The organism is Streptomyces dryopteridis, from assembly GCF_049606955.1.
Taxonomy (GTDB): Bacteria; Actinomycetota; Actinomycetes; order Streptomycetales; family Streptomycetaceae; genus Streptomyces.
Genome location: NZ_CP187113.1, coordinates 2,639,581 through 2,655,698, shown reverse-complemented (window position 1 = coordinate 2,655,698; position 16,118 = coordinate 2,639,581). Strand labels below are relative to the sequence as shown.

Below are 16,118 nucleotides of genomic sequence, written 5' to 3'. Positions count from 1 at the left end.
GGCCCCGTCCGGCGGAAGCGGTCAGGCTGGGGACGGCGATCGGAGGCGGGGCGGCGGCAGGAGATCGGCGTGGTGGACCGGCGACTGGGACGGCGGGCGGGGGCGACCCCGAAGGGCCCGAGGGCCGCGCGCGAGGCCCGACGGGACGAGGAGGCGGGGGAACGGGTTCGCACCCGCCGCTTCGCCCGCATGCTGCCGGCCCTGCTGATCGCCGTGGGCCTGTGCTTCGACCTCTTCACCCCGCCCCGGTTCACCGGCTCCCCCTTCTTCTCCGCCGCGCCCCTCGTGGCCGCCCCGCTGTTCTCCCGGCGGGTCACGGTCCTGGTCGGGCTCGCGGCCACCCTCTCCGTGCTCTTCCTGCACCTGCGCAACGGCACGGTCGGGCAGGTCGAGGCCGTCACCGAGCTCGCCACCGTGGCCACCGTCTGCGCCCTGGCGCTGCTCATCAACCGGGCGGTGCGGCGGACCGGGGAGCGGCTCGCCTCGGCCCGTGACATCGCCGAGGTCGCCCAGCGGGCCGTGCTGCCCACCCCGCAGGAGCGGATCGGCGGGCTGCACGTGGCGGCGCGCTACGAGGCGGCCGAGGCGGACGCCTTCATCGGCGGGGACCTGTACGCCGTGCAGGAGACCCCGTACGGGGTGCGGTTGGCCGTCGGGGACGTGCGCGGCAAGGGGCTGAGCGCCGTCGGGGCGGTGGCCGTGGTGCTCGGCGCGTTCCGGGAGGCCGCCGAGAGCGAGCCGGGCCTGGACGGGGTCGCGGCGCGGCTGGAGCGGGCGCTGGCCCGCGAGGGCACCCGGCGGGACGGGCTGGACGCGGAGGAGGGGTTCACGACCTGCGTGCTGGCGGAGATCCCGCACCTGCGCGGTGCGGGGGACCGACCCGTGGTGCGGATCGTCAACCGGGGCCACCCGGATCCGCTGCTGTTGCGCCCCGACGGCTCGTTGACGGAGCTCGGCCCGCCGCGTCCGGCCCTGCCGCTGGGTCTGGGGGATCTGGGGGCCTGGCCGGACGAGGTCGCCGAGTGGCCCTTTCCCGACGGGGCCACGCTGCTGTTGTTCACCGACGGCATGAGCGAGGCCCGGGACGCCGAGGGCGAGTTCTACGATCCGGCCGCCCGGTTGGCGGGGCGGCTGTTCCCGGGCCCCGAGGAGGTGTTGGACGCGCTCACCTCGGACGTGCGCCGGCACACGGGGGGCGGGAACACCGACGACATGGCCCTGTTGGCGGTGAGCCGGCCGGCACCGGGGCAGCCGGAGCGGCGTCGTACGGTGCCGGTGGTGGCGCGCGAGGGCCGCCGGCGGGCTCGCGGGCGCCGCCGTTCCTGAGCGTTCGTGACCCGCTGTGAGTGCAACGGCGCGCTGAGCGAGGCGTGGTGACGGAGGTTCAGGTTCCGAGAGTGGCCGAAGGGGCACTCAAAGCCGGGACGTTCTGCCCGGGTTGTCACCCCGCGCGGCATAAGCACAGGTCGGAACATGGCGGTGTTGTGTCCCCCGGGGAACGATCAATCGCCACAGCTTGGAATCACTCCCCTGTGTCTATTACCTTTCGATAACGCAGCGCGGTCGTCCCAGCCGTCGGCAAGAGATGGCTCCGTCGCGGCGATTCCGCGTGGCCACGTCCGGGCCGGTGCGGCCAACACGAAGGAGCGCCGGCCAGTGGCTTCCCCCCAACCCACCCCGCACGGCTACGACGTCCTCGACGCGGCCGAGTCCGAACCGGGCGCCGGCGCCTGGGGCGAATGGAACCCGACCGAGGACTCCGTCCGCCCGATCCGGGGCCGGCACCGCGTGGTCAAGCAGCGCGGCGGCCTCGCCCGCGGTTCCACCGTGCTCGGCGTCGGCGTGATCGCGGCGGTCGGCGCGAGCGGGTTCGCGCACGCGGCCGAGAAGCCCCAGCCCGCCATCTCCGTGCCCTCCGCCGATCTGGAGGAGCAGGCGCAGGCCGAGCAGGCCCCGACCGGCGGGCAGGCGGAGCAGGACGCGCGGCAGGCCCCGGCCCCCGTCGAGACCCCCGACCCGGCCGTGCTCGCGCCCGCCGAGGCCATCCCCAGCGTGGGCGGCGCCGGCGAGGCCCTCCTCAACCGCCTGCTCCAGCAGGCCGAGTACCAGGCCGACGCCGAGAACCGGCGCGAGCTGGCCCAGGCCGCCGACGCCGCGCAGGAGAGCGCGGCCCGTGAGGCCCGTGAGGCCAAGGTCGCCGCCCAGACCGAGAAGGACGAGGCCGACCAGGCCGCCAAGGAGGCCACCGCGAAGGCCGAACGGGCCGCCGCCGAGGAGGTCGCCTCCCGGTCCGGCGACCGCTCCGGCGCGGGCGCCTCCGAGGGTTCCGGCGGTTCCGGCGAGAGCGCCGGCGGGGGTTCGGGCGGCGCGGGCTCCGGCACCTCCGTCGGAGCCTGGGCCCTGCCGACCTCCTCCTACGTCATCACGGCCCGCTACGGCACCGCCGGTTCCATGTGGTCCTCCGGCAGCCACACGGGCCTCGACTTCGCGGCCCCCGTGGGCACCCCGGTCAAGGCCGTCAACGGGGGCACGATCGTCTCCGCGGGCTGGGCCAACGCCTACGGCTACCGCATCGTGCTGCGCCTGACCGACGGCACCGAGATCTGGTACTGCCACCTGTCCTCGATGTCCGTCACCTCCGGCGGCGTCGCCGCCGGCGAGACCATCGGCCGGGTCGGCAAGACCGGCAACGTCACGGGCGCCCACCTGCACCTGGAGGTCCGCTCCGGCGGGCAGGCCATCGACCCGGCCGCGTACCTGCGGGGCAAGGGTCTGACCATCTGAGGTCCGCCGCCGGTCCGTCGCCCCCGGGCGGCGGGCCCGGCTCGGCCCGGGTCTGGGCCGGCACGCCGTTCAGCGGCGCCGCCCCGCCCCCGCCGGCCCCGATCCCCACCGGAACCCGGGCCGCCCCGACCGTCGCGGCCGCCCCCACCGGCACCGCCTCCGGGACCGCCTCCACCTCCGGCACGAGGGGCACGGCCACCACCAGGCCCTCCGCCAGCGCCGCCCGGCACAGGGCCGGCCCGGCCTCCGGCCCGCGGGCCCACACCTCCTCCAGCAACTCCCGCTCCCGCGCCGTGAACCCGGCCGCCCCGCCCGCCCCCAGCCCGTGCCGCCGGGCCGCCCGCCGGGCCAGCGCCAGCTCCGTGGCCGCCGCCGCGTACCGGTCCAGGGCGCGGGCCGCCGCCCGGCCGCCCGCGCGCCGGGCCAGGCTCCGGGCCAGCGCCCGGGTCGGCGGTGAGGCCAGCGCCTCGCGTTCCGCCGGCCCCAACCACCCGGCCTCGGCGTACACCCCCAACTCGTCGCGGATCGCGCGCAGTCGCGCCGACCGCGAACGCACCGTCACCGCGGTCACGAGCGCGAACAGGGGCACCATCACGCTCGCGTACACCAGGTGGAACCCGTGCTCCCCGAACTCCGAGGACCCGTTCCACAGTCCGTGCGCGCCCATGGCCGCCGCCAGGCCCAGCGCCGGGAGGGCCCGGCGGGCCAGGGCCGTGCGCCGCCGGGCCCCGAGGGCGAGGCCCAGCGCGGTGAGCGCCGTGAACAGCGGGTGCGCGAACGGCGAGAGCAGCAGCCGGACGAAGAGGGTGGCGAGGGTGAGGGAGTCCAGGACGGCGGGACGGGACACCAGGTCCTCGCCGAACGCGTTGCCGAGGTAGAGGATGTTCTCGGTGAACGCGAAGCCGGTGGCGGTGAATCCGGCGACCACCACCGAGTCCGTGATCCCCCAGGGCCGGGGTCTTCGCAGCACGAGGGCCGGCAGCAGGGCCGCGCCCTTCGCGATCTCCTCCACCACGGGCGCGATGGCCATCGACCCGAGCCGGTCGGCCCGCTGGGCCTCCGTGCCCGCGTCCGCCATCCATTCGGTGGCGAAACCGTTGGCGAGTATGGCGATCAGGGCGGCGGCGCACGCGCCCCACCCGAAACACCACCACAGGGAGCCGGTCCCGCGTCGGGACGCGGGCCGGCCCAGGTGCAGGAAGACGGCCGTCAGCGGGCCGACCGGCAGCAGGGCCAGGCCCAGGCCGACGAAGAACCCCGGTGTGCCGGTCTGCTCGCGGACCAGCTCGGCGATGGCGATCCCGGGGGCGGCGAGCAGCGTGAGGAGCACGCCCGTGCGGACCGTGCCCGACGGACGTGCGAGCACACCGGGAGGGGGTGGCACTCGGAACACGGGATGACCCTAGCGAGTGACACCGACACGGGGAGTGACCTCAGGCGAGGTCCACCCGATGGAAGAGCAAGTCGTGCACGAGGTGGCCCTTGTCCAGGCCCTGTCCCTCGAAGCGGGTCAGCGGTCGGAAGGCCGGGCGCGGCGCGAAGCCGCCGTCCTCCCGCGAGTTGACGTAGTCGGGGTGCTCGGTCAGCACCTCCAGCATCTGCTCCGCGTACGGCTCCCAGTCGGTGGCGCAGTGCAGCAGCGCGCCGGGGGCCAGCCGGGTCGCGGCCAGGGAGAGGAACTCGGGCTGGATGAGGCGGCGCTTGTGGTGCTTCTTCTTGGGCCACGGGTCGGGGAAGTAGACGCGCAGGCCCGCCAGCGAGTGCGGGGGGATCATCTCGCGCAGCAGGATGATCGCGTCGCCGTTGGCCACGCGCACGTTGTCCACGCCGGCCTTCTCGGCGAGCGCGAGGAGGTTGCCCTGGCCGGGGGTGTGCACGTCGGCGGCGATGACGCCGGTGTCCGGGTCCTCCGCGGCCATCTGCGCGGTGGCCTCGCCCATGCCGAAGCCGATCTCCAGCACCACCGGCCGGCCGCCGAACATCGCGTCCAGGTCGAGGACCCCCTTGCCGTCGATGTCGAAGCCCCAGGTGCCCCACAGGCGGCGCAGCGCGTCCTCCTGCCCGGTGGTCACCCGGCTGCGGCGCGGCTGGAAGCTGCGGATGCGGCGTTCGTGGTGCGAGCCGGCCGGGTCGGGCGCGGGGCCGTCGGGGAACCGGGGCTCGGTGCGCCAGCGCGGCGGGGTGTACGCGGACGCGGACGCGGCCTCCGGGGTGCTCTCCGGGGCGCTGGGCTGGGGTGCGGTGGAGTCAGACACAATGCGTCGATTCTACGGTCCGGGCCGGTGGGGCGCCGGGTCGGTCAGTCGTCGCCGAGCCGGGCCAGGACGCGGCGGGCGATCTCGCGGCCGATGGGCAGGGAGGCGGTGGCGGCGGGGGAGGGCGCGTTGAGCACGTGCACCGTGCCCGGGGCCTCGCGGATCAGGAAGTCGTCCACGAGGGTCCCGTCCCGCAGTACGGCCTGGGCCCGGACCCCGGCGGGGGCGGGTCGCAGGTCCTCCTCGGTGACGGCGGGCAGCAGCCGGCGGACGGCCTCGGTGAAGACCCGCTTGGACAGGGACCGGTGGATCTCGTCGGCCCCGTAGCGCCAGTGCCGGGCGGCCAGGTGCCAGGAGCCGGGCCAGGCGAGTTCCTCGGCGAGGTCGCGGGGGCGGATCGTGCGCCAGTCGTAGCCCTCGCGGGCCAGGGCGGGCACGGCGTTGGGGCCCACGTGCACCCCGCCGCCGATGCCGCGGGTCAGGTGCACGCCGAGGAAGGGGAACGCGGGGTCGGGCACGGGGTAGACCAGGCCGCGCACGAGTTCGGGGCGCGCGAGGTCGAAGTACTCGCCGCGGAAGGGGACGATCCGCATCCCCGGGTCGTCGCCGGCGAGGCGGGCGATCCGGTCGCAGTGCAGGCCGGCGCAGTTGACCAGGGCGCGGGCCCGGTACACGGCGCCGTTCTCGGTGCGGACGGCGACGCGGCCGGGGCGGCGGCCGATCCGGTCCACGGCGGAGCCGAACACGAGGCGGGCGCCGGATTCGGCGGCCAGGGTCTCGCTGACCCGGGTGTAGTCGACGATGCCGGTGGTGGCCACGTGCAGGGCGGCGGCGCCGCGCACCGCGGGTTCGTGTTCGGCGATCTGGGCGGGGCCGAGTTCGCGGACCGGGATGCCGTTGCGGCGGGCGCGTTGGGCGAGGGCGTGCAGGCGGGGGAGTTCCTCGCGGTCGCCGGCGACGATGAGCTTGCCGGTGACCTCGTGCGGTATGCCGTGTTCGGCGCAGAACCTCACCATCTCGGCGGCGCCGCGTACGGCGTACCGGGCCTTGAGGGAGTCGGGGCGGTAGTAGACGCCGCTGTGGATCACGCCGCTGTTGCGTCCGGTCTGGTGCCGGGCGGGGCCGGCCTCCTTCTCCAGGACGGTCACCCGGGTCCCGGGCGCGAGTCGGGACAGGGCCCACGCGGTCGACAGACCGACGATGCCACCGCCGATCACCAGCACGTCGCAGTCCACGCTGCCACCTCCCACCCCAGCCATACTGCACTCCCGTCCCCACCGACCCGGAGCCGGCCTCGGCGACGACGGCGCGGGCGGGCCGTCGTGGGGCCGAGGCTTCGGCGCTCCCCCGGTCCCGTCGGGCGGGCGGGGGAGAGGTCGCCGGTGAGGGCGACCCGGACCGAGTGTGCCGGCAGTGCGGAAGGTTACGCGGGGGCGACCAGGAGCGGCCGGGCGCGTTCGCGCAGTTCGGCCACGCGCGGTTCGTCGCCGTAGGGCTCCAGGCGGTGCAGCAGGTCACGGACGTACTCGGTGGTGCGGGCCGAGGAGATGCGGCCGGCGACCTCGACCGCGCGGGTGCCGGCGGCGCAGGCCGCGTCGAGGTTGCCGGACTCCAGCTCGGCGACGGCGCTGACGACGAGCCGCAGCCCGTGCGAGCGCACGTACTCCTCGGTGGGCCGGGACAGGGCCTGCTCGGTGAACCGGCGGACCTGCCGGGGCAGCCGCAGGTCGCGGTAGCACTCGGCGGCGTCGGCGGCGAAGCGGTCGTAGGAGTAGAAGCCGAGCCAGCTCGGGTCCTCGTCCCCTTCGCGGGAGCGCTCCAGCCAGCCCTCGGCGGCCCGCAGCGCGGCCCCGGCGGCGGCGGAGTCCCCGGCCTTGGCGTGGGCGCGGGCCTCGACCAGCCGGAAGAAGCTCATGGTGCGGGCGGTGGCCAGGCCGCGGTTGCGTTCCACGGCGGCCTGCGCGAGGTCGACGCCCTCGTCGGCGAAGTCGCGGTAGGTGGCCTGGAGGGACATGGACGCGAGCACGTACCCGCCGAGCGGCACGTCGGCGGCGGCCCGGGCCAGGCGCAGTGCCTGGATGTAGTAGCGCTGGGCGGCCTCCTGCTGCCCGGTGTCGAAGGCCATCCAGCCGGCGAGGCGGGTCAGCTCGGCGGTGGCGCCGAACAGGGCGCGGCCCACCTCGTCGGTGTAGGAGCCCAGGAGCAGCGGGGCGGCGTCCACGCGGAGGCATTCGGGGACCATCGAGGACCGCCAGTCGCCGCCGCCGTACTTGCTGTCCCAGCGGCGGGCGTCCTCGGCGGCCTCGCGGAGCTTGGCCACGTCGCTGTGCCCGACCCGCTGGAGCCCGGGGCCGGTGCCTGTGGACCCGGACGCGGACCCGGACGCGGACCCGGACGCGGGCACGGTCGGTGCCGGTGCCGGTGCCGGGGTCGGGAGGGGCGGCGCGGTCGCGGGGGCCGTCGAGGGCAGGCCGATGCCCGCCGTGGTCGCGGTCGCGGCCGCGATCCCGGGCGTGGCGGTGCCGTGTTCGTCGGTGGGGCGGGGCCGGGGGGCCTCGCGGGCGACCGAGCTGTCGACGGGAGATATCAGCCAGCGGGAGGCCGGAGTGGCATAGGCCGAGACCGAGAACGAGCCGGCCAGCGATTGCCAGATCCCGCCATTGCCCCGCCGCCCGGCGAGGTCGAGCCGGTACAGGTCGGTGGCCGAACGGACCGCGCCGGCCACGTCGCGCGGGAAGGAGAGGCCGACCTCGGGCGCGGGGTCGGCGTCGGCGAGGCCGATCTCGTGCAGGGGCACGGGGCGGCCGAGCTTGGCCCCGATCGCGGCGGCGATCAGGTGTGGTGCGGCGCCCTGGGGCACCATCCCCTTCGAGACCCACCGGGCCACGGAGGTCTTGTCGTAGCGGAGCGTCAGACCCCGCTGGGCGCCGAGATCGTTGACGCGCCGGGCCAGTCCCGCGTTGCTGATGCCCGCGAGGGCGAGGACGGCGCCGAGCTTCTCGTTCGGCTCACGCAGCTCCCTGGACATGCGCCACACCCCTCGTCACACGTGGAACGCAGACGGCCGACGCGGCATAGGCGCCCGGCATTCGTAAACCCAGCGTAGTTCGCCGAATCCCAAGCGTTAAGGCCCCGCTTTCCACATGGCGGGATTGTTGTCCGTACGTACGGCCGGGGGCGGGCCCCGGGGCGGGGGCGCACTCGGCGGCGCGTGCTCCGGGCGTGTGGCCGTGCGCCCGCCCGTGCGCTCTGGGCGGTGGGCGGGGGCGGCGTTTCGATGGGCGGTGCGTGGGTCGGCCCGCCGCACGGATCGGCGGGTCGGGGGAACCGTCGCCTCAATCCCCGCGGGCGACGGACCGGTTCGGGAGGCGGGCCGCGCCTCCCGGACCGTGCCCCCGGGCGGCGCGCGCCGGAGCGCCGGGGGGCGGATTCTCGCCCGTGGGGAATCGGTGAAGGCCCGTGAAGAATGGCCGAAACCGACCTATGGGACGCGGGTAACGGAACGCCAAATACCGCATGGTGGGGGCGCGTTCATTCTCACGCGCGCCCCCCTTCGCCCTGTCCCCACGCGCGTCTCGTGGCAGCATGGAGCCGTAAACCCCCCGGGTCTCACCGGCCGCCTCCGCGCGCCGCTTGGGCCGAACACGAGGACACCGCAGCCGAGCGTGCCCCGGGCATGTGCCAACGACACCGGAGCCGATCCGGCACGTCCACAGGCTGGGGAGGCGGCGGTGCGCTGGTTGGTGGGGTGGAGCAGTGTCTCCGCGAGCTTCGGCACGGCCGGCCGCGTCCCCGGACCGGGCCGGCACGGCACGCCCCCCGACCCCTGGGACCCCCTGGAACCCCCGGGCCGCGCGGGCACCGACGGCGGCTTCGCCGACGAGACCCCCAACGCCGACCGCACCGTCCTGCCCGTCGGCGCCCAACTCCTGTGGGGCGACCCCGACCCCCTCTGGGCCGTCGGCGACTGGCGCCCCGACGAGATCCGCCTCGTCACCGCCGACCCCGCCGACCCCTTCACTCGGCTCGCCGTCCTCGGCTGCTGCGGCGCCTCCGACACCGAACTCCGGGCCGCCCTGACCGCCGCGCGCGGCGGCGCCCTGCGCCACCTCACCGCCTTCACCGGCAGCCACACCGTCGTCGTCCAGACCGGCCGCCGCGTCACCGTCCTCGGCGACCTCGCCGGCGCCCGCCCCGTCTTCCACACCCCCTGGGCCGGCGGCACCGCCTACGCCACCGCCGCCCTGCCCCTGGCCGACCTCATCGAGGCCCAACTCGACATCGGCCACCTCGCCGCCCTCCTGGCCTGCCCCGACTCCCCCGAGGCCCTCGGCGACGGCACCCCCTACGTCGGCGTCCGCCGCGTGCCCCCCGGCCACGCCCTCATCCTGCGCGAGGGCTCCCGCGAGATCGCCGGCCACGAACCCGTCGCCTCCCTCGCCGTCGCCGCCCCCGAACTCCCCGTCGACGCCGCCCTGGAGGGCGTGCGCGAAGCACTCGTCGGCGCGGTGCGCGCCCGGCTCACGGCGCCCCGCCATGCCCCGGAACACCCCCCGCACGACCCCGGCCCCGTCCCCGGCATGGGCCCCGCCGACCGCCGCGCCGCCCGGGGCGCCCCCGCCCCCGGACTCGGCGCCGACCTCTCCGGCGGCAGCGCCTCCGCCACCCTCGCCCTCCTCGCCGCCGGCCTGCCCGGCGCCCCCGGGGTCGTCGGCGGCCTCGGCGACCTCTCCGGCGGCCTGCGCTCCCTCGCAGGCGAACGCCTCCTCGCCGTCACCTTCAACGACCTCACCACCCCCCAGGGCCGCGCCGCCGAACTCGCCCGCGCCCACGAACTCGCCGCCGACCCCCGCCTGCACCACGTGGTCGTCGCCGCCGCCGAAGAGGCCCTGCCCTACGCCGACCTCGACGGGCCCCTCACCGACGAACCCGGCCCCGCCCTCGTCACCGCCGCCCGCGAACGCCGCCGCCTCGCCGCCGGCAGCGCCGACCACATCGTCGGCCACGGCGCCCGCCAGGTCCTCGACGCCCACCCGGCCCGCCTCGCCGACCTCCTCCTCGACCGGCGCCGCCGCCACCTGCTGCGCCCCGTCGCCGCCCTCGCCCGCGCCGCCGGCGGCGCCGAGGGGCAGTCCCTCCTCGTCCCCTTCACCGTCTACTCCGCCGCCCGCCGCCTGGCCCGCACCCCCTACCGCGCCGGCCTCGAACAGGCCGCCGAACGCCTCCGCGACCCCCGACCCGTCCCCCGCCCCACCGACGCCGTCGAGGCATCGCTTGCCGCCCTCGCCTGGGCCCGCCCCGGCCCCGCCGCGCACTGGCTCACCGGCGAGGCCCTCGCCGAGGTCGCCCTCCGGCTCACCGCCGCCGCCGGCCGCCCCCCGCTCTCACTGCGCCCCGGCGAGGCCCGGGCCCGCGCCGCCCTCACCCGACACGCGGCCGACCACCGGGTCCTCGAACAGGCCGCCGAGGTACGCGGGCAGCGCCTGCACGCCCCGTTCCTCGACAACCAGGTGGTCCGCGCCGCCCGCGCCGTCCCCGAATCCCTCCGGGTCCGACCCGGCGCCCGCGCCGAGATCCTGCGCACCGTCCTCGCCGGCAGCGGGGTCCGTGACCTGCCCGCCGGCTGGGGCGTGGGCACGACCCTGCCGCACGAGGTCTCCGGCCGGCTCGGCCTGCGCGCCGCCCTGCCCACCCTGCTCGCCCTGTTCAGCGCCCCGCTGCTCGCCGACGCGGGCCTGATCGAGGCCCGCGTGGTGCGCCGCGCCCTGGCCGACGCCGCCGACGGCCGCCGCGTCCCCCTCGACGGACTCGCCGAACTCGTCTCCGTGGAACTGTGGCTGCGCCGGCTGCTGGCCCGCCGGGGCACCTGCTGGACCGGCTCGGCCACGCCCCGCCGCCGCGCCGTCCCGCACATGCCGGCCGCGACCCCCCGGCCCGCCCTGTCCTGAGCGCGGGGCTCAGCAGGCCACGACGGCCCGGGCCCAGCTCGCCAGGACCGGCAGGGCACGCGGTTCGGCGGGCTCCACGACCAGCCGCAGCGTCCGCCGCCCGGTCAGCGACACCCCCACGTCCACCGCCGGGTCCCCGTGGCCCAGCACCGGCGAGCGCCACAACCGGGTCCCGTCGGCCCACACGGAGAACCGGACGGTGCCCGGGGACCCGAGCGCGAGGTCGTCCACGCCCACCCGGGCCGCGAAGCTCCGGCAGGGCCGGTTCAGCGCGATCGTCACGTCGGAACGGGCGTGCACGGTGACGCCCTGCTCGTAGCCGGTCCCACCGATCCGCACCCCCAACCGGCGCCACACCCAGGAACTCTCCCCGCTGACCACCTCCGGCCCGCTGTGGTCCCCGAACGCCGACTGCCCCAACCGGGCCAGCGGGAACCCGGCCGGCGCCGGCGGCCTGGTGCTCGGCCGGGGCGAGGGGCGCGGCGGGATCGGCACGGGCGAGGCCGCCGGCCGGCTCGGCCGGGGCGAGGGTCGCGGGCTCGGCCGGCGCGGGGGAGTGGCGGAGGGCCGCGGGCTCGGCGGTGTGAGCACGGGGCGCGGGGGCGCGGGCCGGGGCGGCGGGCTCGGCCTCGGGGAGGTCCCGGCCGGCTTCGGCGGCTTCGGCACCAGGGGCGCGATCGCGGTCGGCACGGGCGCCGGCGCGGGTTCGGCGCGCGGCGCCGGCTCGCTCCCGGTCAGCGCGTACACGAGGCCGGCGGCGGCGGCCACGGCCACGCTCGCCGCGATGCCCACCTTCACCGGCATCCCGAGCCCCTCGGCGGCCACCCCACCCGCCCCGGCCCCGGCCCCGGCCCCGGCGCCCGCACCCGCCCCGGCCGTCGCGCCCGCCGTGCCCGTCGCGGCGCCCGAGGCGCCCGCCCCGAGCCCGCCGCTCGCGGCGGCGGCCCCGGCCCCGCCGGCGGCCACCACCCCGCCGGCGACGACCCCGGCCGCCTTCGCCGCGTACCCGGCGGCGAACCACCCGATGACCGCGACCGGCAGCAGCGCCGGGATCCCGGCGTTCACGTCGCGCAGTTCGCCCGCCGCCGCCCGGCAGGCGGAGCACTCCTCCAGGTGTTTGCGCAGCCCCCGCTCGGCCCGGGTGCGCAGTCCCCCGCGCGCGTAGGCGCCGAGCCGGTCCGCGTACCGCGCGCAGTCGCCGCCCGCGCTGAGCGCCGAGCTGACGTGCGCCTGGAGGTATGCCTGCTTGAGGCCCTCCCGGGCCCGCACGGCCAGCACGGCGGTCGCGTTCGGCGTCAGACCGAACAGCGGGGCCACCGCGCTCGGCGCCTCCTCCTCCACCGCCGTGTGCCACAGCACGGCCTGCCACCGCTCGGGCAGGCTGCGAAACGCCTGCACGGCCAGCGAGCGTTCGGCCCGGCGCATGGCCCGGACCTCGGCCCCGGCCTCCACCACCTCGCCGCTCACGGACCCGGCGGCCGACTCGGCCCCCGCGCCGTCCCCGGCGCCGGCGCCCGCGGCCTGTTCGGCGAAGACCGCGAAGTCCTCGACCAGGTGCTCGCGCCGCGCCGACTTCGTCCAGCCGGCGGCCACCCGGCGCACCGTCGTCAACAGGTAGGCCCGCACCGCGTGCTCCGGCCCGGCCCCGGCCCGCACCGCCTGGAGGGTTCGGGTGAACACCTCGGCGGTCAGGTCCTCGGCCGTGTGCGCGTCCCGACAGCAGGTGCCGGCGTAGCGCCGTACGGAACGGGCGTGCCGACGGAACAACTCCTCGTACGCGCCGTCGTCCCCGGCCCGCATCCGCACGATCAGCTCCGCGTCCGAGGGCGCGCCCCCGGCGTCCCCGCCCCCGGCCCGCTCGGGATGCCGCTGCGCGGGCACCTGGGCGGGCCAGTCCGAGCCCTGGCCCGAGCCCCGGTCCGAGCCGCGATCGGCGCCGTCGCCGGAGGAGCCCTCCTCGGGATCGACCCCCGGGGGCCGTCCGTCCGACGCGTCCGAGGCCGCGAACTCCCGGCCGTCACCGTCCATGGCGCGGGCCTCCACTACGCCGAGCTCAACCGGTACACCGATCGAGACTGGCACACGGAGGGCGCCCGACGAGCCGGTCCGCCCACGTTCCACCCGTCCGGGAACACGGCACGAAACACCGTCCCGATGGGCAGTTGTTCGAGATCGACCCCTGGCATCCCACCCGCCCCGACCGCCCCGCGGTTCACCCGCACGCGCGACCCGGGCCGTGACCGCGCCGCACCACCCCCACCGGGGGTGGCGACAGCGCGCCTCGGGCATCCGGCCGACGGTCCCGGGGGCTCCCCGGGACCGTCACCACCGACTCAGCCGGCGGTGCGCGAGCGCAGACCCTCCAGCAGGATGTCCAACAGCCGGTTCGACGCGGCCTGCTGCTGCGCCGGGTCCGGCAGCGCCGGCGCCGCCGTGGCGATCACCAGCAGCACGTCCGCGACCGTCACGTCGGCCCGCAGCTCACCGGCCGCCCGGGCCCGCTCCACCAGCCGGCCCACGACCTCCAGCAGCGCGCCCGCCCCCGCGTCGGGAGAGGGCTCGTCGAGCAGCCCGCGCCGGGCCCCCGTCGGCTCGCCCGCGCCGAACTGCCGCTGCTGCGGCACCCGCGCCGACTCCGCGATCCGACCCGCCGCCTGGGCGTCGGCCTCGGCGGCGCTCCCGGCGTCCTCGGCCGCCGTGCCCACCCGCAGCACCTGCGGGGGCAGCAGTCGCCCGGCCCCGGACGCGACCGAGGTCCGCAGGAAGCGGGAGAGGGCCTGCCAGGGCTCCTCCTCCTGCCCCAGCGCGGTACGGGCCTGCTCGGTGAGCCGGGCCGTCTCCTCCTCGGCTATCCGCCGCACCAGCACGTCCTTGCTCGGGAACCGCCGGTACACGGTGCCCACGCCCACTCGGGCGCGGCGGGCCACGTCCTCCATCGGCGCGCCGTACCCGAGTTCACCGAACACCTCGCGGGCGGCGCGCAGCACGTGCTCCAGGTTGCGCTGGGCGTCGACGCGCAACGGCGTCGCGCGGCCCAGGGCGTGCCCGGTGCCGCCGACGGGGACCCCGGCGGCCGCCACGGGCCGCCCGTGGTTGTCGCCCGGCAGCGCCGTCGCGGAAGCGTGGAAGTCGGAAATGTGCATCATTTTCCCCCGGTAATCATTTGTCTCCCCCCGGAGACACTCCCCACCTTGTGCCCTCGGAGTGCGCCCCTTCTCGTCCCCACACGTGCGGTGACAGGTGACACAACACTCCTCGGCGAGTAACGAACATAGTTGAGCACGAGTCAATTCAGAAGAGGGTGCCCCCTGCGGACCGCCGCCCGATCGGAGCATTCGACCCCACTTTTCCTCCGAACCCCCCTCCCCACGCCCCCCCGGAGCCCTTCACGCCCCGTCTGACCTGCCCTCCCGTCCACCCCCGGGACCCCCCGCGCACACCGCGTCCACACCCTCTCCACACCCGAGTTCCGGTCACACAATTAGTCAGGGCTGTGGACAAACTCTCGGCCGCGTTGCGTCATGGGACGGTGAAGGCTGACAACTCCCGTGCCGGGGACTCCGCTACCCCGCCCCGTACGCGCGTCCTCGTCGTCGGCGGCGGTTACGTCGGCATGTACACGGCACTGCGGCTCCAGCGGAAGCTGCGCGCCGGAGAGGCCGAGGTCACCGTCGTGACCCCCGAGCCCTACATGACGTATCAGCCCTTCCTCCCCGAGGCCGCCGCCGGCTCCATCTCCCCTCGTCACGTGGTGGTTCCCCTGCGCCGGGTGCTCGACGGCTGCCGCATCGTCGTCGGAGAGGCCCGCCGCGTCGACCACGCCGCGCGTACCGTCGAGGTGGCCACCCTCGCCACCCGGGACGAGGAGGCGGGTCCGATCACCCTGGAATACGACCATCTCGTCCTCGCCCCCGGTTCCGTTTCGCGCACCCTCCCCATCCCGGGACTCGCCGATCACGGCATCGGTTTCAAGACGGTCGAGGAAGCCATCGGACTGCGCAATCACGTCATCGAACAGATGGACATCGCGACCTCCACCCGCGATCCCGAAGTACGCGCCGCCGCACTCACCTTCGTATTCGTCGGCGGCGGTTACGCGGGCGTCGAAGCGCTCGGCGAGTTGGAGAACATGGCCCGCTACGCGACCCGCTACCACCACAACGTGACCCCCGAGGACATGAAGTGGATCCTCGTCGAGGCCAGTGACCGGATTCTGCCGGAGGTCGGCCCCGAGTTGGGCCGCTACACCGTGCGCGAGCTGCGTCGACGCAATATCGACGTACGCCTGGGCACCCGGCTCGAATCGTGCGAGAACCGAATCGCCGTCCTCTCCGACGGCACCCGATTGCGCACCCGCACCATCGTCTGGACCGCCGGCGTGAAACCCCACCCCCTGATCGCCGCCACCGACCTCCCCACCACCGAACGCGGCCGCCTGCGCTGCACCGCCCGGCTCTCCGTCGAAGGGGTCGAGGGCGCCTGGGCCGCCGGCGACGCCGCCGACGTCCCCGACCTCACCTCGGACCGGAAGGGCACGAACTGTGCCCCCAACGCCCAGCACGCCGTCCGACAGGCCAAGGTCCTCGCCGACAACCTCCTCGCCACCCTCCGCGGCCGCCCCACCACCGACTACCGGCACGCCCACGTCGGCTCCGTCGCCTCCCTCGGCCTCCACCAGGGAGTGGCACATGTGTACGGGCGGAAACTCAAGGGATACCCCGCCTGGTTCATGCACCGCGCCTACCACCTCAGCCGCGTCCCCACCCTCAACCGCAAAACCCGCGTCCTCGCCGAATGGACCCTCTCCGGCCTCTTCACCCGCGAGATCGTCTCCCTCGGCTCGCTCGAACACCCCCGCGCCGAATTCGAACTCGCCGCCGGCGCGACCACCGACCCACCCCCGCCCCCACCGCCCGCCGACCCACCCCGCGAACCGGGAGCCGGCTGACGCGACCGTTCCGGTCGGCCACACTGGACGTGTGACCATAGGTGTGCCCACACCTGCGCAGAGTGACGACCACCGGCCCCACCCGTCCCCCGTCCCCGCCCCCTCCGCCCTCGCCGGCGTCCCGCGGCCGTGCGGCCCCGAGCGACACAGCGACCACGAGCGACACCACGAGGCTTGAACGCA

General features: G+C 76.3%; 10 protein-coding genes. 4 read left to right on the top strand and 6 right to left on the bottom strand.

What is annotated here, in order from left to right:
• The first annotated feature begins 69 nt into the window (after positions 1-69).
• Entirely contained in the window at positions 70-1,326 is a 1,257-nt protein-coding gene (locus ACN20G_RS11170; protein WP_424212595.1) for a PP2C family protein-serine/threonine phosphatase, read from the top strand.
• A gap of 330 nt (positions 1,327-1,656) precedes the next feature.
• Entirely contained in the window at positions 1,657-2,784 is a 1,128-nt protein-coding gene (locus ACN20G_RS11165) for a peptidoglycan DD-metalloendopeptidase family protein (protein ID WP_424212594.1), read from the top strand.
• Here ACN20G_RS11165 and ACN20G_RS11160 read toward each other — a convergent pair.
• From ACN20G_RS11160 to ACN20G_RS11145, 4 genes are all read right to left on the bottom strand, one after another.
• Positions 2,693-4,150 carry a PrsW family intramembrane metalloprotease gene (locus ACN20G_RS11160; RefSeq protein ID WP_424212593.1) on the bottom strand — a complete coding sequence of 486 codons (1,458 nt, stop codon included), beginning with the start codon at positions 4,148-4,150 and terminating at the stop codon, positions 2,693-2,695. The genes ACN20G_RS11165 and ACN20G_RS11160 overlap by 92 nt on opposite strands.
• Positions 4,151-4,217: 67 nt before the next feature.
• The gene (gene trmB, locus ACN20G_RS11155; RefSeq protein ID WP_424215476.1) at positions 4,218-5,042 is read right to left on the bottom strand and encodes a tRNA (guanosine(46)-N7)-methyltransferase TrmB; all 825 of its coding nucleotides are present in this window, start codon (positions 5,040-5,042) and stop codon (positions 4,218-4,220) included.
• A 41-nt stretch (positions 5,043-5,083) separates the two neighbouring features.
• The gene (gene lhgO / locus ACN20G_RS11150) at positions 5,084-6,298 is read right to left on the bottom strand and encodes an L-2-hydroxyglutarate oxidase (RefSeq protein ID WP_424212592.1); all 1,215 of its coding nucleotides are present in this window, start codon (positions 6,296-6,298) and stop codon (positions 5,084-5,086) included.
• A 164-nt stretch (positions 6,299-6,462) separates the two neighbouring features.
• A complete protein-coding gene (locus tag ACN20G_RS11145) occupies positions 6,463-8,067 on the bottom strand; it encodes a sporulation protein (RefSeq protein WP_424212591.1) in 1,605 nt (534 codons plus the stop codon).
• A gap of 703 nt (positions 8,068-8,770) precedes the next feature.
• On the opposite strand from ACN20G_RS11145, the gene ACN20G_RS11140 reads away from it, so the two are divergent.
• Positions 8,771-10,987, top strand: coding sequence for an asparagine synthase-related protein (locus tag ACN20G_RS11140; RefSeq protein ID WP_424212590.1), 2,217 nt, complete (start codon positions 8,771-8,773; stop codon positions 10,985-10,987).
• A gap of 9 nt (positions 10,988-10,996) precedes the next feature.
• Here the strand turns inward: ACN20G_RS11140 and ACN20G_RS11135 are convergent, their stop codons facing one another.
• Together ACN20G_RS11135 and ACN20G_RS11130 are read right to left on the bottom strand one after the other, a co-directional pair.
• Entirely contained in the window at positions 10,997-13,015 is a 2,019-nt protein-coding gene (locus ACN20G_RS11135) for a sigma-70 family RNA polymerase sigma factor (RefSeq protein WP_424212589.1), read from the bottom strand.
• Positions 13,016-13,320: 305 nt separating this feature from the next.
• On the bottom strand, positions 13,321-14,130 hold the full coding sequence (locus tag ACN20G_RS11130; protein ID WP_424215475.1) for a TetR/AcrR family transcriptional regulator: 810 nt from the start codon (positions 14,128-14,130) through the stop codon (positions 13,321-13,323).
• 470 nt (positions 14,131-14,600) lie between these two features.
• Between ACN20G_RS11130 and ACN20G_RS11125 the strand changes: the two genes are divergently transcribed.
• The gene (locus ACN20G_RS11125; protein ID WP_424215474.1) at positions 14,601-15,935 is read left to right on the top strand and encodes an NAD(P)/FAD-dependent oxidoreductase; all 1,335 of its coding nucleotides are present in this window, start codon (positions 14,601-14,603) and stop codon (positions 15,933-15,935) included.
• The last annotated feature ends 183 nt before the right edge of the window (positions 15,936-16,118 follow it).

Excerpts from the sequence above, each read along its gene's own strand:
- lhgO (WP_424212592.1), bottom strand. The coding sequence starts at position 6,298 with ATGGCTGGGGTGGGAGGTGGCAGCGTGGACTGCGACGTGCTGGTGATC.
- ACN20G_RS11145 (WP_424212591.1), bottom strand. The coding sequence starts at position 8,067 with ATGTCCAGGGAGCTGCGTGAGCCGAACGAGAAGCTCGGCGCCGTCCTC.
- ACN20G_RS11135 (WP_424212589.1), bottom strand. The coding sequence starts at position 13,015 with ATGGACGGTGACGGCCGGGAGTTCGCGGCCTCGGACGCGTCGGACGGA.
- ACN20G_RS11130 (WP_424215475.1), bottom strand. The coding sequence starts at position 14,130 with ATGCACATTTCCGACTTCCACGCTTCCGCGACGGCGCTGCCGGGCGAC.
- ACN20G_RS11125 (WP_424215474.1), top strand. The coding sequence starts at position 14,601 with ATGTACACGGCACTGCGGCTCCAGCGGAAGCTGCGCGCCGGAGAGGCC.